The sequence below is a fragment of the Streptomyces sp. NBC_00207 genome (assembly GCF_045160965.1).
In the GTDB taxonomy this organism is placed as follows: Bacteria; Actinomycetota; Actinomycetes; order Streptomycetales; family Streptomycetaceae; genus Streptomyces.
Map to the genome: position 1 here is coordinate 8,680,636 of NZ_CP130715.1, position 20,385 is coordinate 8,701,020.

Genomic DNA, 20,385 nt, shown 5'->3' on the forward strand with positions numbered 1-20,385 from the left:
TGGGGTGGTTGCACAGTCTGCGTCCATGACGTCGCCCCCCGTGCAAAACACGAGTGAAAGGCAACCGGCTGTCAGGTGAACGCGAGTGGCTCAATGTAGCCCCTTAATGTCCTCTCATGAACCCCCAATTTGGCAATGGTGTGACGCTGATTTTCGATGACTTGGGTCCCCGCGGCGGAGCGCCCGTAATCCTCATCCACGGACATCCCTTCAACCGCACGATGTGGGCCCCCCAGACGGCCGCGCTCACGGCCGCCGGATACCGTGTGATCGCCCCTGACCTGCGGGGATACGGGGAGAGCCCGGTACTGCCGGGCAAGGCCCTGCTCGCCGATCTCGCGGACGATCTCGCCTCCCTCCTCGCCTCGCTGGGCGTCGAACAGGTGGTCGTCGGTGGTGTGTCCATGGGCGGTCAGATCGCGATGGAGCTGCGACTGCGCCACCCGGGTCTGGTACGGGCCCTCGTGCTCTCCGACACCTCCCCGGTTCCGGAGACCGACGACGGCAGGAAGCTCCGCTTGGAGACGGCCGAACGGCTGATCGCCGAGGGCCTGCGGCCCTACGCCGAGGAGGTCATTGACAAGATGCTGGCGCCCTACAACGTGACCGGCATGCCGGAGACCGCCGCACGGGTGAGCGCCATGATGTGCGCGACCGACCCGCAGGGCGCGGCCGCCGCACTGCGCGGCCGGGCCGAGCGCCCCGACTACCGGCCCGTGCTCGCCGAGACCACGGAGCCCTGCCTGGTGCTGGTCGGCGCGGACGACGTCTACACCCCGGTCGCCGAGGCCGAGGCCCTGCACGCGCTGCTGCCGAACGCGGTGCTCACCGTCATCGAGGGAGCCGGGCACCTGCCCGGGGTGGAGCAGCCGGAAGCCTTCAACCGGGCGCTGCTGGAGTTCCTCGCCGGGCTCTGAGCCGTCCGCCGCAGTACGGCCGCACGCGGCCGGGCCCGGCCGGGGGATCCCCCGGCCGGGCCTGAGATCATTGCCGCCATGGACGACGTACTGCGGCGACTGGCCGCCGTGGGGCCCTTCTTCACCGTCCCGTACGGGACGGAGCCGCCAGGGCCCGGCTTCCGGCCGCTGACGGCGCTGTACGGGGAGCGGCTCGGGCCGTACGTGACCGAGGTGGGCCGGCGGATCGGCAGCGGCCCGGGCCGGGTGGCCGCCTCGACCGCGCAGCTCGGCATCGCCTCCCGGCTGTGGTCGCTCGGGCTGGGGTGCGCGGCGCTGGCCGGGCGGGTGCCGGACCTGGCCGCCGACCGGGTGTGGTGGCGGCTGCCGGCCGCTGGATCGCTGGAGCTGTGGCTGCCCGAGCCCGCGGACCTGCCGGCCGAGACGCTCGGGGAGACGGTCCTCGGGAACCTGGCCGTGCTCGACGCGGGCCTTCGGGAGCGGTTCGGGGTCTCGCAGAAGGTGCTGCGGGGGAACGCGGCGTCCGGCCTGGTCGGGGCGCTGCGGGTGCTGATCGACCGGGTTCCGGGCGGCGCGGCCGTGGCGCTGGCGGGCGCCCTGCTGGCCGAGGGCGGGGCCCTGGCGGGGACCGGCTCCTTCATCCACGAGGAGGGGCTCGGGGTGGCCTTCGTACGGCGCAGCTGCTGCCTGTACTACCAGGTGCCCGGCGGCGGGCTCTGCGGGGACTGCGTGCTGCGCACCCGGTAGCTGCGCGGCCGTTCGGATGAGCGCAGGGTGTGGCGAACTGCGGCGCCCCCGGGGCTCCTCCTACGGTCCGCTGCATGACCGCCCCCTCATCGCACCAGCCGTCCGAGCTGTCCCGCCGCGCCGCGCTCGCCGGACTCGCCGTCGGTGCCGGCTCCCTCGCCCTGGCGGGCGGCGCTCCGGCCGCCGCCGCCGAGCCCCGGCCGTCCGGCTCGGCCGAACCGTCCGCCGCGGACCCGGACCCCGCGCCGGGGGCGATGAAGCTCTTCGCCGACCCGGGCTTCAACTTCGCCGGCCTGCTCGCCCTCGGCGGGGCCGGCATGCACGCCTCCGAGGTCGGCGAGGTGCTCACCGCGGTCAACGCGATCAACGCCGCCGGGCTGTCGGAGCAGACCTTCAGCGACACCTTCCGCTCCTGGGGCGACAAGCTCGCCGCGCCGCCGGCCGCCGGCCGGGGCGGCCACGAGGCCCCCGACCAGACCCGGCGCTTCCGCTCCCTGCGCGCCGCCCAGTACTACGCCCAGGCGCTGTTCTACGTCCTCGGCACCGACCACCCCGGGGACGAGAAGGCGGTGTACCAGGCCGGACGCGCGGCATGGGACACGTTCGCCCGGCTCTGCAGCCCGGCTGCCGTGCGCGCGAAGGTCCCGTACGCCAGCACGCACCTGCCGGTCTGGTTCTTCCGCCCCGACGGCCCGGAGACCCCCCGCCCGACCGTGATCCTCACCAACGGCAGCGACGGGCAGAACCTCGACATGTGGACCTACGGCGTGTCCGCGGCCCTCGACCGCGGATGGAACGCCCTCGTCTACGACGGTCCGGGCCAGGGGCAGCTGCTCTTCGTGGAGGAGATGCCCTTCACCACCCGGTGGGAGAAGGTCGTCGGCCCGATCGTCGACTGGCTGGACGCGCGCAAGGACGTGGACAGCGAACGCATCGCGCTCACCGGCCTCAGCATGGGCGGCAACCTCGTGGCCCGCGCCGCCGCCTTCGAGCACCGGCTCGCGGCCGTGGCCTGCCAGCCGGGCTGTGTGAGCCCCTGGCTCGGCTTCGACAAGGAGCTGCGCGACATCGTCACGGCCGACAAGGAGGAGACCAACCGGATCTGGAACGAGGAGGTGGTGCCGGAGCTGACCCCGCAGCTGGCCTTCACGGTCAAGAAGCGCTTCGAGATCTTCGACCGCCAGGCCCTGCTCCAGGCCCGCGCCGGCAAGGTCCTCACCGACGTCTGGACCCCGTCCCAGGTGGCCATCGGACTCGACGTCACCAAGGTGGTCCCGCGGATCAAGGCACCCGTGCTCGTCCTGGACTACGACTTCGAGACGTTCTACCCGGGCCAGCCGCGGCAGATGTACGACCTGCTGACCTCGCGCAAGGAGTACGTGAAGATGACGGAGGCCACCGGGGCGCAGTTGCACTGCTCCCCGATGGCCCCCCAGCAGCACTGCGAGGTCGTCTTCGACTGGCTCGCGGACGTGCTCAGGTCCTAGGACCGCCTTCTCAGAAGGTCAGGTTCCAGGAGTCGATCTTGCCGGTGTCGCCGCCTGCGTTGTCGTTCACACGGAGCTTCCAGGTGCCGTTCGCGACCTCGGAGGAGGCGTTGACGGTGAAGACCTGGTTGATGTTGTCCGTGCTGCCGCCGGCCCGGTTGTGGACCGTGTAGACGCTGCCGTCGGGAGCGATCAGGTCGACCTTCAGGTCACCGATGTAGGTGTGCACGATGTTCACGCCCACCTTGAGGGTGGCCGGGGCGTTGCCGGTGACACCGCTGACGGTGATCGGGCTCTCCACGGTGGTGTTGTCGCCGATGGCGAAGTCACCGGTGTTCTCGAAGTACTTGCCGGGCGGCGGGGTGGAACCGACCGCCTTGAGGGCGTCGACCTGGCCCTCGCCGAAGAAGCCGTTCTTCGCCGTGGTGCCCTTGCAGCGGCTGTCCGACGGGCAGGCGACGTCGTTGGCCTGGGTGGCCAGCTTGTCGCGCAGCTGCGCCGGGGTGATGCCCGGGTTGGTGCTGGCCAGCAGGGCCGCCACACCGGCGACGTGCGGGGACGCCATCGACGTGCCGCTCATGGTCCCGTACTTGCCGCCCGGCTGGGTGCTGTAGATGCCGACGGTGTCGCCGCCGGGGGCCGTCACGTCGACGACGTTCAGGCCGTAGTTGGAGTACGAGGCCTTCGCGGTGGTGCCCATCGCCGAGACCGTGACCACGCCCGGGAGCTCGGTCGGGATGTCCAGGCAGGCGTTGGTGATGGTGCGGGTGACCGGGGTCGAGTCGTTCGGGGACTCGGTGTCCGTCGTCTTGTTGGCCAGGTCGATGTTGGAGTTGCCGGCCGCCGCGACCTGCAGCGAGCCCTTGCCCTCGGCGTACTCCTGGGCGCGCTTGACGCCCTCGATGATCGCGGCCTGGTCGGCGTTGTCCGGGCAGTTGAACTGCCACGGGTCCGTGTAGTAGCTGTTGTTGGTGACCTTGAAGCCGTGGTCACCGGCCCACATGAAGCCGCAGACGGTGTTCTCGGCGAAGAAGAGCGAGGAGCCCGGCTCGGCGATGCGCACCGAGGAGATCTTCACGCCCGGGGCCACGCCGATGACGCCCTTGCCGTTCTTGGCGGCCGCGACCGTACCGGCCACGTGCGTGCCGTGGGTGCCGACGTCCCGCCAGGCGCCCGTACGGGTGTCCGGCTTGCCGTAGGCGCAGGACGCGGAGTCCGCCGCGTTGAAGTTCGGGGCCAGGTCCTGGTGCTGGTCGTCCACACCGGTGTCCAGGATGCCGACCTTGACGGAGGCGGAACCGGTGGTGACGGCCCAGGCCTGGTCGGCCTTGATCTGCGTCATGTCGGCGCGGACCGGCTCGCCCGAGGGCGTCGTGGCCTGCGCCGGGTTGGCGGGCAGCGCCGGGTTGTAGGCGTCCGCCGGCACGTCCGAGGTGCGGGTGGCGCCGACCTGCTGGACCCCGCTCACACCGCGCATGGTGGTGGCGAAGGTGCCGGACGCGGAGTGGGCGACGATCACGCCGATCGCGTCGTAGTACTGGAAGACCGTACCGCCGTTGGAGGTGACGGCGGTACGCACCGCCGTGGTGTCACCGGGAGCGGTGATCACGAGGTAGGCACGGGTGCCGGCAACCCAGGTCGCACTCTGGGAAGCCGGGGCCGCAGCCTTGGGGGCCGCCGCGGGGGCGGTGGCCGGGGTTCCGGAAGGAGAGACCGGGGCGGTGCCGGCGAGCGCGGCGGGGGCCCCGAAGGCGAGTGCCGCGCCGAGCGTGGCGGCCAGCACGAGGGTACGTCGAGGTCGGCTGGATATGTGGGGTATCAATGCGTCCTCCGAAGACCCGGTGGTCAGGCCGGGTCGTACGAAACAAGTGGTGGACGCAAGATGTCATGCACACGGCCTGCTGCGGAAGTACCTTTTGCAGCATGGGGGTTCGTTTATCGGTGGCCGAATTCCGACTATGGGTGCAACTGTGCAGAATGCGGCGGGCCGGCCGGGCTGGGCACCGTGGGGGCGAGCCCTGCCCGGCCGGCCCGTGCGGGCGGACCGGCTAGACCGGTACACCGTCCTTGGGGGCGTGCGAGGGGACCGGCATGGCGGTCGGCTCAGGCTCAGGCCCGGCCGGATCCGTCCGGTGCCCGTCGTCGACCAGCGTGCTCTCGTCGAACGGCATCCGGCCGGCGAGGACTTCGGCGGCCCGCGCGTGGTCGAACTCCTTCGTCCAGGTGCCGATGAGCACCGTCGCGACCGCGTTGCCCGCGAAGTTGGTCAGGGCCCGGGCCTCGCTCATGAACCGGTCGATGCCCACGATCAGGCCGACCCCGTCCACCAGTTCCGGCCGGTGCGACTGCAGTCCGCCGGCGAGGGTGGCCAGACCCGCGCCGGTCACCCCGGCCGCGCCCTTCGAGGCGATGATCATGAACAGCAGCAGTGAGATCTGCTCGCCCAGGGCGAGCGGCTTGCCCATCGCCTCGGCGACGAACAGCGAGGACATCGTCAGGTAGATCGCCGTCCCGTCGAGGTTGAAGGAGTACCCGGTGGGCACCGTGATCCCGGTGACCGGCCGCGACACCCCCAGGTGTTCCATCTTCGCGATCAGCCGCGGCAGCGCCGACTCCGACGAGGAGGTCGACAGGATCAGCAGGAACTCCCGGCCCAGATAGCGCAGCAGCGCGAAGACGCTGACGCCCGTGCACACCCGCAGCAGCGTGCCCAGGACCACGAACACGAACAGCAGACAGGTCGTGTAGAAGCCGATCATGATGACGGCGAGGGACTTCAGCGCGTCGATGCCCGTGGCCCCGACCACCGCCGCGATCGCCCCGAAGGCGCCCACCGGCGCCGCCCACATGATCATCGCGAGGACCCGGAACACCAGCTTCTGGATGTGCCCGATGCCCCGCAGCACCGGCTCTCCCGCCGCGCCCATCGCCTGCAGTGCGAACCCGCAGAGCAGCGCCACCAGCAGCGTCTGGAGCACCTCGCCCCCGGTGAAGGCGGACACCAGCGTCGTCGGGATGATCCCGAGCAGGAACTCCGGCGTGCTCTCGGCGCCGCCCGCCTTGGCCTGCGCCTCGCCGGCGCTGCGCGCCGCCTCGGTCAGGTGCAGTCCGCTGCCGGGGTCCAGCAGGTTCCCGACCAGCAGGCCGATGGCCAGTGCGACCGTGGACATGACCATGAAGTAGCCGAGGGCGAGCCCGCCCACGGCGCCCACCTTGGCGGCCTTGCGGACGGATCCGATGCCCAGCACGATCGTGCAGAAGATGACGGGCGAGATCATCATCTTGATGAGGTTGACGAAGCCGGTGCCCAGTGGCTTGAGCTCCACGGCCACGCCGGGTGCGGCGAAGCCGACGGCGATGCCGAGCAGCACCGCGCCGATCACCGCGATGTAGAGATAGTGCGTTCTGTCGCGTCTGGCGGCCACGATGCCTCCCGGTGGTGAATACGTTCGGGGAGACCATCGCCCAGGGCTGTGACCCCGGTCACCCTTGCGTTCATTGAGTTCACGAGCCGGTGCACACTGAGCGGCATGTTCCGCTTCCCCCGGCCACCGCGCAGCCTCGCCGGACAGCTCTTCGCCATGCAGGTGCTGCTGGTCGCGCTGGTCGTCGCGGGCTGCGCCGTCTACGCGTACGTCACCGCCCGAGGCCAGGCCGAGGACGCCGCCCGGAGACAGGCCGGCGCCGTGGCCCACGCGGTCGCAGACTCACCCTCCGTGCGCGAGGCCGTTCGGGGAGCGGCCCGCGGCAGCGACCCGTCCGTCGAGCTCCAGCCCTACGCGCAGAAGGTCCGCGCGGACTCCGGGGTGGACTTCGTGACGATCATGGACCTCGACGGGCGGCGCTGGACCCACCCCGACCCGCGCCGGATCGGCGAGCCCTTCATGGGCAACACCGCCCCCGCGCTGCGCGGCGAGACCTTCAGCGAGACCTACACCGGCACGCTCGGCCCCTCCATCCGCGTGGTCACCCCGCTGGAGGACGACGGCCGGATCGTCGGCCTCGTCAGCTCCGGGATCACGGTCCGCGCGATCAGCGACCGGCTCGGGGCGCAGCTCTCCGCCCTCGCCTGGGTCGCGGCCGCCGCCCTCGCCCTCGGCGGGGTCGGCACGTACGTCGTCAACGCCCGGCTGCGCCGCCACACTCATGGCATGAACGCGGCCGAGCTCAGCCGGATGTACGACTACCACCAGGCGGCCCTGCACGGGGTCCGCGAGGGGCTGCTCATGCTCGACGGGCAGCGCAGGATCACCCTGATCAACGACGCCGGACGGGAACTCCTGGGCCTGCCGGGCGGCGAGATCACCGGCACCGGGGTCGCCGACCTCGGTCTGCCGGCCCCCCTCACCGGAGCCCTGCTCGCGGACCGGCCGCGGGTGGACGAGGTGCACCTGACCGCAGACCGGGTGCTGGTCGTGAACAGTTCGCCGGTCGCGGGCGGCGGCCGCCGGGGCACCGTGGTCACCCTGCGCGACCACACCGAGCTGCAGGCGCTGACGGGCGAACTGGATCACGAGCGGGGTTTCACGCAGGCCCTGCGCTCCCAGGCCCACGAGGCGGCCAACCGGCTGCACACCGTGGTCTCGCTCATCGAACTCGGCCGTGCGGACGAGGCGGTGGACTTCGCCACCGCCGAGCTGGAACTGGCCCAGGCCCTCACCGACGAGGTGGTCACCGCGGTCGGGGAGCCGGTCCTGGTGGCGCTGCTGCTGGGCAAGGCCGCCCAGGCGCACGAGCGGGGCGTGGAGCTGGTCGTCACCGCGGACAGCCGCAGCCTCGCCGACGGGGGCGGGCTGCCGCCGGCCCGTGACCTGGTCACGGTGCTGGGCAACCTCATCGACAACGCGGTCGACGCCGTGACCGCCGTACCGGGTGCCCGGATCGCGGTGACGCTGCGGCCGGAACGGGACGAGCTGCTGCTGCGGGTCGCCGACAACGGACCCGGGCTGCCCGAGGGGGTGGACGTGTTCCGCCGGGGCTGGTCCGGCAAGGGGGAGGGGCGCGGCCTCGGTCTCGCCCTGGTCCAGCAGGTGGCCCAGCGCTACGGCGGCACCGTGACCGCCGCGCAGGGGCCGGGCGGCGGAGCGGAGTTCACGGTCCGCCTGCCGCTGGCGTCCCCGCAGGGCGCGGCGACCCCGGACCCGGTCGCCTTGCCGCCGGTCGCTTCCCCGCCGGTCGCCTCCCCGCCCGTCGCCTCCGCGCGGGGCGAGGCGGCCCCGGATCCGGCCGCCGGGGGTCAGCGGTGAGCGGGGGCGACGTACGCGTCCTGGTGGTCGAGGACGATCCGGTCGCCGCCGACGCCCACGCGCTCTACGTGGGCCGGGTGCCCGGCTTCAGCGCCGTCGGAGCCGTCCACTCCCTCGCCGAGGCCACCCGGGTCCTGGAGCGGACCCGCGTCGACCTGCTGCTGCTCGACCTCGGCCTGCCCGACGGGCACGGCCTGCGCTACGCACGCGGGCTGCGCGCCGCCGGACACCCCGTCGACGTGATCGTGGTGACCTCCGCGCGGGACCTGGCCGTGGTGCGCGAGAGCGTCTCCCTCGGCGTGGTCCAGTACGTACTGAAGCCCTTCGCCTTCCCGACGCTGCGCGAACGGCTCCTGCGCTACGCAGAGTTCCGCGCGACCGCCGGCGAGGCGGCCGGCCAGGACGACGTGGACCGGGCGATGGCCGCCCTGCGCGCACCCCGCCCGGCCGAGCTGCCCAAGGGCCTGAGCGCGCCGACCCTGGACCGGGTCGCCGCGCTGCTGCGGGCGGCGCCCGAGGGGCTGACCGCAGCAGGGGCGGCCGAGGCGGCCGGGATATCCCGGATCACCGCACGCCGCTACCTGGAGCACCTGGTGGACACCGGCCGCGCGGACCGCACGCCCCGGTACGGCCAGGTCGGCCGCCCCGAACTGCACTACCGCTGGCTGGCGGCTGCCGGTTCGGTGTCGAACGTGTAGAACTTCCGGTGGTCCAGCATGTCCGCCGGCGTCACGTCGTTCCACGGCCGCATCGTGTCGTTCAGGTCCACGACGTTCGCCGTGCCGGCGGCCGGCAGGTAGGTGGACTGCGGATGCCGCGCCTGCCAGTCGGCCCAGAGCTTGTCGATGAAGGCGTGGTGCATCCAGAACACCGGGTCGTTCGGGGAGACGCCGGTGGCCATCTGCCCGCCGACCCACACGTGCACCCGGTTGTGCAGGTTGGCGCCGCGCCAGCCCTCCAGGTGGTTGCGGAAGCCGTTGGAGGAGCTGTTCCAGGGGGCCATGTCGTAGACCGGCATGGCGAGCACGGAGTCCACCTCGGCCTTGGTCGGCAGCTGGGCGACGCCCGTGCCGAGTGCGCGCCGCAGGTACGCGCGCCCGTCCACGCGGACGTCTATGTTCCACTTGCCCGTCGCGTAGGCGAAGGGACCGTCGAGGACCTGTCCGTCGCGGGCCCGTCCGGTGCCGCCGAGGAAGTCGGGGGCCCAGAGCGAGGAGCGGGAGGTGCGGTCCACGGTCCAGTCCCAGTAGGGAAGCGAGACGTTCGCGTCCACTTTCTGCAGAGCCGCCTCGAATTCCAGCAGGAACCGGCGGTGCCAGGGCAGGAAGGACGGGGAGCGGTGGCCGACCCGGTCGCCCGAGTCGGTGTCGCTCATGATGAAGCCGTTGTGGGTGGTGACGAAGCGGTCGTAGCTGCCGGTGCGCTTGAGCTCCAGCAGGGCCGAGGTGAAGGCGCGCTTCTCGTCGGCGGTCAGCGTGGCCTGGTTCTTGCGGACGGTCATGCCGCACCACCGAAGGGGGCGAGGGTGGCGCCCTGGAGGTCGCGCACCGCGGCGCGGGCGAGCAGGGTGGGGTCGGAGAACGTCTCGTAGTGGTTGATCACGCTGATCCAGGTTCCGTCGGCGTTGCGCATCACGTGCAGTTCGCGGCCGTCTATTCGTACGGTCGGCTGGCCGGGGGAGTGGTGGCCGCCGTGGTGGCCGCCCTCGCCCGGGGTGATCTGAATGCGGCGGCCCTTGTAGACCTCGTCGACCGTGCCCGGGGGTGTGGACGCGGTGGGGGTCGCGGCGGCGCTTGTGGCGACGCTCGCGGCGGCAGCGGTGAGGCCAAGGACGGTGAGTGCACCGGCAGTTGTACCCAAGGCCTGACGGCGGGTGATCTTGTTCATGGCCCGAGAGGTATCAGGGCAAATGAAACGGCAGGCCGGTATCCGGACATCAGCAGATAAGTTGCCCGTAGAACAAGTTGGATGATCTTCCCGTCCGGACCGTCTCCTGAGGTTCGGACGGGAAGATCTGCGGAATCGAGTCTACTGGGCGGTAATTTCTTCGGAGCGCAGGGGTCCGTATGTGGAGGATCACACCACAGAGTCGGCTGGAAGCAGAGCGTTATCTGCCACTCGCGTCGCTTCGCTCTCATCCCAGATCGATGGGCTTTGTCACCTATAGTCCCGATATGGCTCTTCATGAGACGAAGGACACGCGCTCCCGTGACGCCGATACGGACGTGTTCGCGTCCGCGCTGAGCGGCGAGGTCCTCCCCAAGTACCGGATGCCCGAGGACCACTCGCCCACCGAGGTCGTCTACGAACTGCTCCGCAACGAACTCCTCCTCGACGGCAACGCCGCCCAGAACCTCGCCACCTTCTGCACCACCTGGTCGGACGAGGGCGTCCACCGGCTGATGAACGACTGCCTCGACAAGAACATGATCGACAAGGACGAGTACCCGCAGACCGCCGAGATCGAGTCCCGCTGCATCAACATCCTGGCCGACCTGTGGAACGCCCCCGCCGGCACCACCGCGACCGGTTGCTCCACCACCGGTTCCAGCGAGGCCGCGATGCTCGGCGGCCTCGCCCTCAAATGGCGCTGGCGCGAGCGCCGCCGCGCCGCCGGTCTCCCCACGGACCGCCCCAACCTGGTGTGCGGCCCCGTCCAGGTCTGCTGGGAGAAGTTCGCCCGCTACTTCGACGTCGAGCTGCGCCAGGTCCCGCTGGAGCCCGGCGCCAACGGCCTGCTGCCCCATCAGCTCGCCGAGTACGTAGACGAGAACACCATCGGCGTCGTCGCCATCCTCGGCGTCACCTACACCTGCGTCTACGAGCCCGTCGCCGAGATCTCCGCCGAACTCGACCGGATCCAGGCCGAGCACGGCTGGGACGTCCCCGTCCACGTGGACGGCGCCAGCGGCGGCTTCGTCGCGCCCTTCCTCCACCCCGACGTGGTGTGGGACTTCCGGCTGCCGCGCGTCGCCTCCGTGAACACCTCAGGCCACAAGTACGGGCTCGCGCCCCTCGGAGTGGGCTGGATCGTCTGGCGCTCCGCCGACCTGCTGCCCGCGGACCTCGTCTTCGACGTCGACTACCTGGGCGGCGACATGCCGACCTTCGCCCTCAACTTCTCCCGCCCCGGCGGCGAGATCATCGCCCAGTACTACCTCTTCCTGCGCCTGGGCCGCGGCGGCTACCGGCGCGTCCAGCTCGCCTGCGCCGAGACCGCCCAGTACCTGGCCCGGGAGATCGCCCAGATGGGCCCCTTCACCCTGCTCTACGACGGCGAGGGCGGCCTCCCGGCGGTCTCCTACAAGCTCGCCGACCCGGAAGCGGCCGGGTTCACCCTCTACGACCTCTCCGACCGGTTGCGCATGAGGGGCTGGCAGGTGCCCTCGTACCCGCTGCCCGCCGACCGCGAGGACACGGTCATCCAGCGGGTCCTCGTCCGGCACGGGGTGACCCGCGATCAGATCGCCCTGCTCGTCGCCGACCTGCGCCGGGCCGTGGAGCACCTGCAGGCCTCACCCCCGCCCGTACCGGCGACCGCGCCCCGGTCCGGCTTCCACCACTAGCCGACGCATGGAGGAACGGCCGCCCGACGTGTGGGCGGAGGCGGACGCCTACGAGCGGTACATGGGCCGGTGGAGCCGCCAGGTCGCCGAGGTGTTCCTGGCGCGGCTCGGCATCCGGAACGGTCTGCGCTGGCTGGACGTCGGCTGCGGCACCGGAGCGCTGACCGCGGCCGTGGCGGCCCGGTGCCGGCCGGGCGCCGTGGTGGGCCTGGACCGGTCGCCCGCGTTCCTGCGCGCGGCCCGGGCCGCCGCGCCCGCGCCGGCCCGCTTCGCGGTGGCCGACGCGTCGGCGCTGCCCTTCCGCGATGCGGTGTTCGACGCGGTCGTCAGCGGGCTGGCCCTCAACTTCCTGGAACCGCCCGCGGCGGCGGCCGCCGAAGCCGCCCGGGTGGTCCGGCCGGGCGGGCTCGTCGCGGCGTACGTGTGGGACTACGCCGAGGGCATGGCCTTCCTGCGCCGCTTCTGGGACGCCGCGGCCTCGGTCGATCCGGCGGCTTCCATGCGCGACGAGGGCCGGCGCTTCCCGCTGTGCCGCCCGGGTCCGCTGCGCGCGCTCTGGACCGGCGCGGGGCTGGTCGACGTGACGGTCGACCCGATCGAGGTGCCCACCGTCTTCAACGGGTTCGCGGACCTGTGGGAGCCCTTCCTGTCCGGCCAGGGACCGGCTCCCGGCTACGTCGCGACCCTCGCCCCCGCCGCCCGGGACCGGCTGCGAACCCGACTCGCCACGACCCTCCCCGCCGAACCGGACGGCACGATCTCCCTCGCCGCCCGCGCCTGGGCGGTCCGGGGCCGACGGCCGTGAGGCGCGAACGCCGCGACCGCCGGAGAAGGGGTGACCCGGGTCACACGCAGGGGTGTCACGTTCCGCGCCGGCCGTTTGTCCCATGGGTATGAACGAGACGAAGAACGTACTGCTGGCCGGCGCGAGCGGGGTCCTGGGACGCCACGTCACCGAGGCGCTCACCCGCGCCGGCCACACCGTGATCGGCCTCGGCCGCGGCGCCGGCGCCGGTGTGCGGGCCGACCTGATGGACCGCGACGGGCTGCTGCGCGCGGTCGACGGGCTGGCGGTCGACACGGTGGTGCACGCGGCGACCGCCCTGCGCAAGGCGCCCGCGCGGCACCGGGACATGTTCGCCACCGACGACCTCCGCGTCACCGGGACCAGGAACCTGATGGAGGCCGCCCGCGCGGTCGGCGCCCGCCGCGTCATCGCCGAGTCGATGGTCTTCGGCTACGGCTACCGGGACTTCGGCGACCACGTGATCACCGAGGAAACCGACCTGTTCGGCCCGACCGGCGACCCCGCCGTGGAGCGCCACCTCGAAGGCATGCGGGTCAAGGAGGCGCTGATGCTCGGCGCCGGTGACATCGAGGGGATCGCGCTGCGGTTCGGGCTCTTCTACGGCGCCGGGGCCACCGAGACCCTCGTCGAGATGCTGCGGGGGCGCAGGCTCCCGGCCGTCGCCGACCAGGGGCGGGTCCTGCCGTGGGTCGATCTCGCGGACGCCGGGCGCGCCGTCGCGCTCGCCGTCGAGGGCGGCCGCCCGGGGCACGCGTACAACATCGTCGACGACACGCCCATGGGCTTCGGCGCCCATGTCCGGACGACCGCCGAGGCCTTCGCAACCCCGAAGCCGATGAGCGTCCCCGCCTGGCTGATGCGCCCCGCCTCGTACGCGTACCGGATGGTCAGGACGAACATGCGGGTGTCCAACGCCAAGGCGAAGACCGGGCTGGGGTGGACTCCGACCCGTCAGGGCTGCGCCGAAGGACTGCGCGTGCTCGCCGCGAGGTGACCGCTCTTGATCGATCGGCAGGCCGATGTCACGGTGGCGATCATGAACGATCATTTCGAGGAGCACCGGCGCGTGCTGTTCGCCGCCGCTTACCGCATGCTGGGCAGCGTCGCCGACGCCGAGGACATCGTGCAGGACGCCTGGCTCGCCTGGAACCGCACCGACCGGACGGCCGTCGAGCACCCCAGGGCCTACCTGGTGCGCACCGTCACCAACCTGAGCCTGAACCGGCTGAGGTCGGCCCAGGCCGTCCGGGAGGCGTACGTCGGGCCCTGGCTCCCCGAACCCCTCCTCACCTCGCCCGACATCGCCGAGGAGGCCGAACTGACCGACACGGTCTCCATGGCGGTCCTGGTCGTACTGGAGACCCTGACCCCGACCGAGCGCGCGGTGTTCATGCTCCGCGAGGTGTTCGGGTACCCCTACGCGGAGATCGCGGAGGTCGTCGGGAAGTCCGAGGCGAACGTCCGCCAGTGCGCGCACCGGGCCCGCGAGCACGTCCAGGCCCGGCGCCCCCGCTTCACCGCCGGCGCGGCCGAACAGCGGGAGATCGCCGAGAAGTTCCGCGCGGCCTGCTCGGGCGGAAACCTGGGCGAGGTGCTCGAACTCCTCGCCCCCGACGTCGTCACCTGGTCGGACGGCGGCGGTGTCGTCACCGCCGCCCGCCGCCCGCTGTACGGCGCCGACCACGTCGCTCGCTGGTGGCTCGGAGTCCTGGCCAAACCGCGGGCCGGCGAGGGGGAGATGCGCGTCGCCGAGATCAACGGCGAGCCCGGCCTCCTGCTCGTGCTCGACGGCGCGAACGTCGGCGCGATGACCTTCGAGGCCGTCGAGGGCCGGATCACCGCCCTGCGCATCACCGTCAACCCGGAGAAGCTGCGCGGCATCCAGGCCCGCCCCTGAACGGAGGCGGCGCCCCGCGGGGCGCCGCACCCGGTGGCCGCCGTGGCCGGTGGCCCCCGGGGTTACCGGGCGCCGAAGTTCTGCGTCCACCAAGGGCCGCCGGCGCCCTGGTGGATGCCCACGCCGAGGTCCTTGAAGGAGCAGTTGAGGATGTTCGCGCGGTGGCCGGGGCTCTTCATCCAGGAGTCCATGACCGATTGCGCGGTCTGCTGGCCCTTGGCGATGTTCTCGCCGTACGTCGACCAGCGGTATCCGGCCGAGGTGGTCCGCTGCCCCGGGTCCGCACCGTCGGGGTTGGTGTGCGAGAAGAAGTCCCGCGCCGCCATGTCGTCCGAGTGCCCCTGAGCGGCCGCACGCAGCTGCGGGTCCTCCTTGAGGGGACCACAGCCGGCGGCCGCCCGCTCGGTGTTGACCAAGGCCAGGACCTGGCCGGCCATCCCCGGCGGGGCGGGTGCCGGCTTGGGCGCCGAGGGCCGCGGGCTGGGCGAGGTGCTGCGGCTCTGCGTCGGACTCGGGCTGGCGGACGGGCTCGGCGAGGCGGAGGCCGACGCAGAGGGCGAGGGGGACGCCGAGGGCGATGGGGAGGCCGACTCCGACGGGAGCGCGGACTCGGTGGCCGACAGCGCGGCCAGCGGGGCGGCGGGCGTGGCGCCGCCGTCCCCAGGCTCACCGGAACCGGGGAGTCCGCCGAGGTACACCAGGCCGCCGCCCGCGACACAGGCGGCCAGCACCGCGCCGCCGACCACCCGACGGCGGCTGCTGCGCCGGCGCTTGCGCAGCTCGCCCCGGCCACCGCCCGCGCTGTCGACCGGAGTGAGCTGGGTCGCCGTGTCGGCGAAGGCCCCCTCGGCCCCCTCGGCTCCGTCGGCGAAGGCCGCGGCGACGGGGGCGAAGCCTGCCGCCCCGGCCGCCCGTACCCCTGCCAGCAGGGCCGCCGAGACCGGCACGAGGGCCAGACCGGCCAGCAGTCCCTCCGCCGGAACCAGCCCGCTCCACAGGCCGGAGCACCGTACGCATTCACGCGCGTGCCGGGCTATTCGCTTGCGCCACAGTGCCGAGGGCCGGCCGTCCCAGCCCGCCATCACGGCCCGCAGTTCCTCGCACGGCGGATTGGCCTCCAGCGCACGCTCCACCACCCGGGCCGACTCCAGCTGCGCCTTCATCCGCTGGACCCGGACCGCCGTGTGCTGCGGGGACAGCTCCAGCGCGGAAGCCACCTCGGCGCGCGTCAGCTCGCCGGCGCACTCCAGCCACCACAGCGACAGCAGCGCCCGGTCCTCGGGCTCCAGCCAGCGCGTGGCCCGGGCCGTCTCGCGCCGCTGGCCCGCCAGGTTCAGGCGCACGACGGTCAGGTCGACGAAGTCGGCCCCCGGGTCGGCGACGTCGTAGGCCGCATCCAGCGTGCTCTCGCCGAAGCCGCTCTGCCGGGCCTGCCAGTGCGCCCGCACGCGGTTCATCGCGATCGCCACGAGCCAGGACCGGAAGCTCTCGTCCGCGCGCAGGCCGCCCAGCCCGTCGAGCGCCCGCAGCATCGTGTCCTGCACCACGTCGTCCACGTCGCAGGAGCCGTCCAGGGCCCGACCGACGATGTTGTAGACGAGCGGGAGGTGGGTGCTGACGAGCTCGTCCTGCGCGCGGGGGTCGCCCGCGCGAGCCGCTGCCACCAGCGCTGCCGTGTGCTGAGTACTCATGTGATGTTCCCTGTCCGTACCGGCGGTCGATGATGCCCGATACCTGGGAGACCGTCGACCGTGGCCCCGATAACACTTATCCCGAAAGTTTTTCGGGAAGTCGTTTCCCCGGCCTCCGGAGCGGGCCGTGCGGGCGAAGGGACGCGGAACCACATGGAAGCACGGCCGGGTGCGCAGGCCGGACCCGGGGTACGGGGCCGGAGCCGGGCGTGACTGAGCGCCGCCCCCGGCCCGTTCGGGCCGGGGGCGGCGCTCGGTGCGCGTACGGAGCTGCTAGTTGGGAGCCACCTTGCAGGCGCTCACCGCGGTCCCGTTGGACACACTGCTCTTGGTCAGCCCGGTCACACACTTCTTTTGGTCGCCGGTCTGGGCGTCGTAGCACGCCGTCCGGATGGCGGCCGAGGCTTCACCGCCCTGCAACTCGCGTTCGACCTTGTTGATGCAGGCCGAGACGTCCGCGTGGGCGGCGGGGGCCGCGAGGGCCGCGCCACCGAGGGCGAGGGTCAGGCCGGTGAGGACACCTGCGATACGGGTAGACGTGCGCATGGAATGCACCTGCTCTCCGGGATCGTCGCGCGGCCCGGGACTTGGTGTGTCGGATCCGCGCGGGAAACGGCGCCGAGCGCACACGGCCCGTGTACGGCCGCTGTGCCCGGGCCCCCGCACCGGACCGGCTCGGCAAAGCCTCCCCTTCCACCTTCGACGCTAGAGCAGCCCCCTGCCGCACGCACCCGCTGGCGCCCTCTTCCGGACCGGCCGCGAGGGGGTTTGCGGTAACGATCGCCCTGCGCGTCACAGCAGGTCACAGCAGCGGAGTCAGGGCCTCGGTGGCCGCGCGCAGGGCGGGTGCGTACGCCTCGATCTCCTCGCGGGAGACCAGGAAGGTGACGGTGGTGACGCTGACCCCGCCGACCGGCCGGCCCGACGGGCCCAGGACCGCGGCGCCGATGCAGCGGATGGTCGGCTCGTTCTCCTCGTCGTCCACCGCGTAGCCCCGGGCGCGGACTTCCGCCAGCTGAGCGTGCAGCGCCCGCGCGGTGGTGAGTGTCCGCGGTGTCCGGCGCGGCAGGCCGGCGGCGGCGATCAGGTCCCGCACCTCGTCGGCGGGCAGGCGGGCCAGGATGCTCTTGCCGATCGCGGTCGTGTGCAGCGGCATGCGCATGCCGATGCGCGAGGCCGTCCGGAAGGGCTGGTCGCCCTCCAGCTTGCGGATGTAGGTGATGGTCTCCCCGCTGTGCAGGGCGAGATGGACCGTCTGGCCGGTGTTCTCCCGGAGTTCGCCCAGGATGCGCCCGATGCTCGGCGGCTCCCCGCCGCCGACGAGGGCGGACAGTCCGCGCAGCCGCGGCCCCACCCCGTACCGGCTCTCGGCCTCTTGTCGTACGAAGCCCTGCTCGACCAGCGAGGCCAGGATGCGGAAGGTGCTCGACTTGGGCACCGCGGCCGCCGTCGCCACATCGGTCAGCCGGTGCGGTCCGCCGGGCGCCGCGACCGCCTCCAGGACGCGCAGGGACTTCTCCAGCGCGGAACCGGCCGCGGAGGTCCGCCCGGAGCGCACGCCGTCCGGGACTTCGTCCACATCCGTTGACACGGGAACTCCCAGCGTGGGTAGGGTCTAGACCAAACAGTTCCGTCACACGGTACGCCGTTCCACTACATGGAACAAACGGGAGGTCTTCCTTGTCCAGCCACCCGTACGAGGTGCTGGCGGCCCAGCGGCTGCTGCCGGTGCTGCGCGACGCCGACGCCGACGAGGCCGTCCGCCGCACCACCGTCCTGCTCGCCGCCGGCTGCCGCGCCGTCGAACTGACCACCTCCACCCCCGGCTGGGCCGAGGCCCTCACCCGTACCGTCCCCCTCGACGACGCGTACGGCCGCCCCGCCCTCATCGGCGTCGGCACGGTCACCACCGCCGCGCAGGCCGGGACCGCCCTGGACGCGGGCGCCGCCTTCCTGATCTCCCCGTACCCGGCCCCCGAGGTCCGGGAGGTCGCCCGGCGCCGGCGAGCCGTCTTCATCGAGGGCGGGTTCACCCCCGGCGAGATCGCCGCCGCCGTCCGGGCCGCCGGCGCGGCCAAGGTCTTCCCGGCCCACGTGGGCGGCCCCGGATTCGTCCGCTCCCTCCGGGCGGTCCTGCCCGGGGCGGTGATCATCCCGACCGGCGGCATCCGGCCCGCCGAGGTCCCGGACTGGCTGGCCGCGGGCGCGACGGCCGTCGGCATCGGCAACGGCCTGCCGGCCGACCCGGTCGAACTGGCCGCCGTATTCGCCGGGCTGGCCCGTCCGCACCCCGCGCACGGCGACGGCGGCACCGGTGCGGATGCGGATGCGGGTGCCGACGCCGACGCCGGCTCGGACGCGGCCGGGAGGCGCTGACCGTGCACCGGCGATCCGCCCCGGCCTACGACGTCCTCGTACTCGGCGAGGTCCTCGTCGAGATCCACGCGGACACCGCCCTGCGCGAGGCCGCCGACGGCACCCCGGCCCGCATCTCCTACTCCGGGGACGCACTCAACGCGGCGGCTGCCGCAGCCGCGGCAGGGGCCCGGACCGCCCTGCTCGCCGTGGTCGGCGACGACGAGCTCAGCACCCCGCTCCTGCGCCGGGCCGCCGAACTCGGCGTCGACGTCTCCCACGTGCGCCGTGCCCCGCACCCCAACGGCGCCTACCTGCTCTCCGCCGACACCGACGGCGACCGCGAGTTCGTCTACTGGCGCGCCCACAGCGCCGGTTCCACCCTCGCGCCCGCACACGTCGAATCCTGGCGCGAGCTGCTGACCCGCTGCCGGGCGCTCGTCACCAGCGGCATCACCGGCGCCCTGTCGCCGAGCAGCCGGAGCGCCGTGCTGGCCGCAGCCCAGCTCGTGCACGGGGCGGGCGGGCACCTCTCGTACGACCCCAACTTCCGCTCCCGGCTGACTTCCCGGGCCGAGGCCCGGGAACTGCTCGCCCGGATCGCCCCGCTGACCGGGCTGCTCAAGACCTCCTGCCCGGCCGACGCGCGGGCCCTCGTCGGCACCGCCGATCCGCACACCGCCGCGGCCCGCCTCCGCGCGCTCGGCGCCCGTACCGTCGCGGTCACCGCCGGCGCGGACCGGCTGCTGCTGGACGACGGCACGCGGGCGGCCTACCACCCCGTGCCAGTGAACCCCGCGCCGGTCGACGCGACCGGCGCGGGCGACTGCTTCACCGGCACCACCACCGCCCGGCTCGCCCTCGGCGACACCCTCGCGGACGCCGTGACGTACGGCACGGCCGCGGCCTCCCTCTCGGTCTCCGGCCGCGGCGGCACCGGGCACGTCCCCTCCTTCGAGGAGACGGCGGCCCTGGCCGCCGCCCACCGGGCCGGACCCTAGTGCCGTGACCGGATGGGTTCACCGAGGCCTCGTGGTCTGCGGCTGCGCGAGTCACCGTTGCTCCCCGGTTTCGGTTGGTCGCAGGGCTGACCGACCTCGTTTGCACGGTGGTAATCGACTTGCTGCCCGCCCCGGCGGGCGGGCAGGGTCTGGATCATGCTTGAACTACGTACTGTGGAATCAGACGACTGGCCCCTTTGGCGGGAGTTGCGACTGGCCGCGCTTGCTGAGGCGCCCTATGCGTTCGGATCGACACTGGCCCAGTGGCAGGGCTCCGGCGACCGAGAGGAACGCTGGCGTGCCCGCCTGTCGATTCCCGGCGCGCACGATCTCGTCGCGCTCCTCGACGGCCTTCCGGTGGGCATGGCCAGCGGAGTGCCGGGCGAGGGAGCGGAGAACGTGGAGTTGATCTCGATGTGGGTCAGCCCCACGGCTCGGGGCAAGGGCGTGGGTGACTTCCTGATCCACGCGGTCGAGCGGTGGGCGGTGGAGCGCGGTGCCGCGACGCTGCGGTTGTCCGTCATGCCGGACAACCGCGAGGCGACTGCGCTCTATGAGCGGCGCGGTTTCACGGACACGGGTGAGCCCGGCGATCTTCTGCCCGATGGCGTCGGCAGGGAGCGGGTCATGGCGAAGAGCCTGGCCGCTGTCTGATCTCCACATCCGGGCA

General features: G+C 72.7%; 19 protein-coding genes. 12 read left to right on the forward strand and 7 right to left on the reverse strand.

The features are described from left to right. The first annotated feature begins 116 nt into the window (after positions 1–116). From OG472_RS40085 to OG472_RS40095, 3 genes are all read left to right on the forward strand, one after another. Entirely contained in the window at positions 117–917 is an 801-nt protein-coding gene (locus OG472_RS40085) for an alpha/beta fold hydrolase (protein ID WP_405834121.1), read from the forward strand. Positions 918–995: 78 nt separating this feature from the next. Continuing rightward, entirely contained in the window at positions 996–1,664 is a 669-nt protein-coding gene (locus OG472_RS40090) for a (2Fe-2S)-binding protein (protein WP_405942868.1), read from the forward strand. Between the two features lie 74 nt (positions 1,665–1,738). Beyond that, positions 1,739–3,151, forward strand: a complete 1,413-nt coding sequence (locus OG472_RS40095) for an alpha/beta hydrolase family protein (protein WP_405834125.1) — start codon at positions 1,739–1,741, stop codon at positions 3,149–3,151. 10 nt (positions 3,152–3,161) lie between these two features. On the opposite strand, the gene OG472_RS40100 is transcribed toward OG472_RS40095, so the two are convergent. After that, positions 3,162–4,934, reverse strand: a complete 1,773-nt coding sequence (locus OG472_RS40100) for a S8 family peptidase (protein WP_401610770.1) — start codon at positions 4,932–4,934, stop codon at positions 3,162–3,164. A gap of 265 nt (positions 4,935–5,199) precedes the next feature. Then, positions 5,200–6,576, reverse strand: coding sequence for a cation:dicarboxylate symporter family transporter (locus OG472_RS40105; protein ID WP_405942869.1), 1,377 nt, complete (start codon positions 6,574–6,576; stop codon positions 5,200–5,202). Positions 6,577–6,732: 156 nt separating this feature from the next. Here OG472_RS40105 and OG472_RS40110 point away from each other — a divergent pair, with 156 nt between their 5' ends. Both OG472_RS40110 and OG472_RS40115 read left to right on the forward strand, forming a co-directional pair. Further along, positions 6,733–8,397 (forward strand): ATP-binding protein, encoded by a 1,665-nt coding sequence (locus tag OG472_RS40110; RefSeq protein ID WP_405835019.1) that lies wholly within the window; start codon positions 6,733–6,735, stop codon positions 8,395–8,397. Next, positions 8,394–9,095 carry a response regulator gene (locus OG472_RS40115; protein WP_327411939.1) on the forward strand — a complete coding sequence of 234 codons (702 nt, stop codon included), beginning with the start codon at positions 8,394–8,396 and terminating at the stop codon, positions 9,093–9,095. Before OG472_RS40110 ends, OG472_RS40115 begins: the two co-directional genes overlap by 4 nt. On the opposite strand, the gene melC2 is transcribed toward OG472_RS40115, so the two are convergent. Beyond that, positions 9,053–9,898, reverse strand: a complete 846-nt coding sequence (melC2, locus tag OG472_RS40120) for a tyrosinase MelC2 (RefSeq protein WP_401610773.1) — start codon at positions 9,896–9,898, stop codon at positions 9,053–9,055. The genes OG472_RS40115 and melC2 overlap by 43 nt on opposite strands. Beyond that, positions 9,895–10,284 (reverse strand): apotyrosinase chaperone MelC1, encoded by a 390-nt coding sequence (melC1, locus tag OG472_RS40125; RefSeq protein WP_383577963.1) that lies wholly within the window; start codon positions 10,282–10,284, stop codon positions 9,895–9,897. Before melC1 ends, melC2 begins: the two co-directional genes overlap by 4 nt. Positions 10,285–10,571: 287 nt before the next feature. On the opposite strand from melC1, the gene OG472_RS40130 reads away from it, so the two are divergent. The 4 genes from OG472_RS40130 (at position 10,572) to OG472_RS40145 (ending at position 14,668) form a co-directional block, all read left to right on the forward strand. Further along, on the forward strand, positions 10,572–11,963 hold the full coding sequence (locus OG472_RS40130; RefSeq protein WP_405942870.1) for a glutamate decarboxylase: 1,392 nt from the start codon (positions 10,572–10,574) through the stop codon (positions 11,961–11,963). A gap of 7 nt (positions 11,964–11,970) precedes the next feature. Then, the gene (locus OG472_RS40135; protein WP_405942871.1) at positions 11,971–12,768 is read left to right on the forward strand and encodes a class I SAM-dependent methyltransferase; all 798 of its coding nucleotides are present in this window, start codon (positions 11,971–11,973) and stop codon (positions 12,766–12,768) included. Positions 12,769–12,856: 88 nt separating this feature from the next. Further along, positions 12,857–13,765 (forward strand): NAD-dependent epimerase/dehydratase family protein, encoded by a 909-nt coding sequence (locus tag OG472_RS40140; RefSeq protein ID WP_405942872.1) that lies wholly within the window; start codon positions 12,857–12,859, stop codon positions 13,763–13,765. A 42-nt stretch (positions 13,766–13,807) separates the two neighbouring features. Beyond that, entirely contained in the window at positions 13,808–14,668 is an 861-nt protein-coding gene (locus OG472_RS40145) for an RNA polymerase sigma-70 factor (RefSeq protein WP_405942873.1), read from the forward strand. 62 nt (positions 14,669–14,730) lie between these two features. Here the strand turns inward: OG472_RS40145 and OG472_RS40150 are convergent, their stop codons facing one another. The 3 genes from OG472_RS40150 to OG472_RS40160 form a co-directional block, all read right to left on the reverse strand. After that, positions 14,731–16,359, reverse strand: a complete 1,629-nt coding sequence (locus OG472_RS40150) for a sigma-70 family RNA polymerase sigma factor (RefSeq protein WP_401610782.1) — start codon at positions 16,357–16,359, stop codon at positions 14,731–14,733. Between the two features lie 273 nt (positions 16,360–16,632). Further along, positions 16,633–16,905, reverse strand: a complete 273-nt coding sequence (locus OG472_RS40155; protein WP_401610784.1) for a hypothetical protein — start codon at positions 16,903–16,905, stop codon at positions 16,633–16,635. A 256-nt stretch (positions 16,906–17,161) separates the two neighbouring features. Further along, positions 17,162–17,950, reverse strand: a complete 789-nt coding sequence (locus OG472_RS40160) for an IclR family transcriptional regulator (protein ID WP_405942874.1) — start codon at positions 17,948–17,950, stop codon at positions 17,162–17,164. An 89-nt stretch (positions 17,951–18,039) separates the two neighbouring features. Between OG472_RS40160 and OG472_RS40165 the strand changes: the two genes are divergently transcribed. The 3 genes from OG472_RS40165 to OG472_RS40175 all read left to right on the forward strand — a co-directional run bounded on the left by OG472_RS40165 (position 18,040) and on the right by OG472_RS40175 (position 20,369). Continuing rightward, complete coding sequence (locus tag OG472_RS40165) at positions 18,040–18,735, forward strand: bifunctional 4-hydroxy-2-oxoglutarate aldolase/2-dehydro-3-deoxy-phosphogluconate aldolase (protein WP_401610786.1); 696 nt, start codon at positions 18,040–18,042, stop codon at positions 18,733–18,735. 2 nt (positions 18,736–18,737) lie between these two features. Next, complete coding sequence (locus OG472_RS40170; protein WP_405942875.1) at positions 18,738–19,715, forward strand: PfkB family carbohydrate kinase; 978 nt, start codon at positions 18,738–18,740, stop codon at positions 19,713–19,715. 156 nt (positions 19,716–19,871) lie between these two features. Then, positions 19,872–20,369 (forward strand): GNAT family N-acetyltransferase, encoded by a 498-nt coding sequence (locus tag OG472_RS40175; RefSeq protein WP_405942876.1) that lies wholly within the window; start codon positions 19,872–19,874, stop codon positions 20,367–20,369. Positions 20,370–20,385 lie beyond the last annotated feature (16 nt).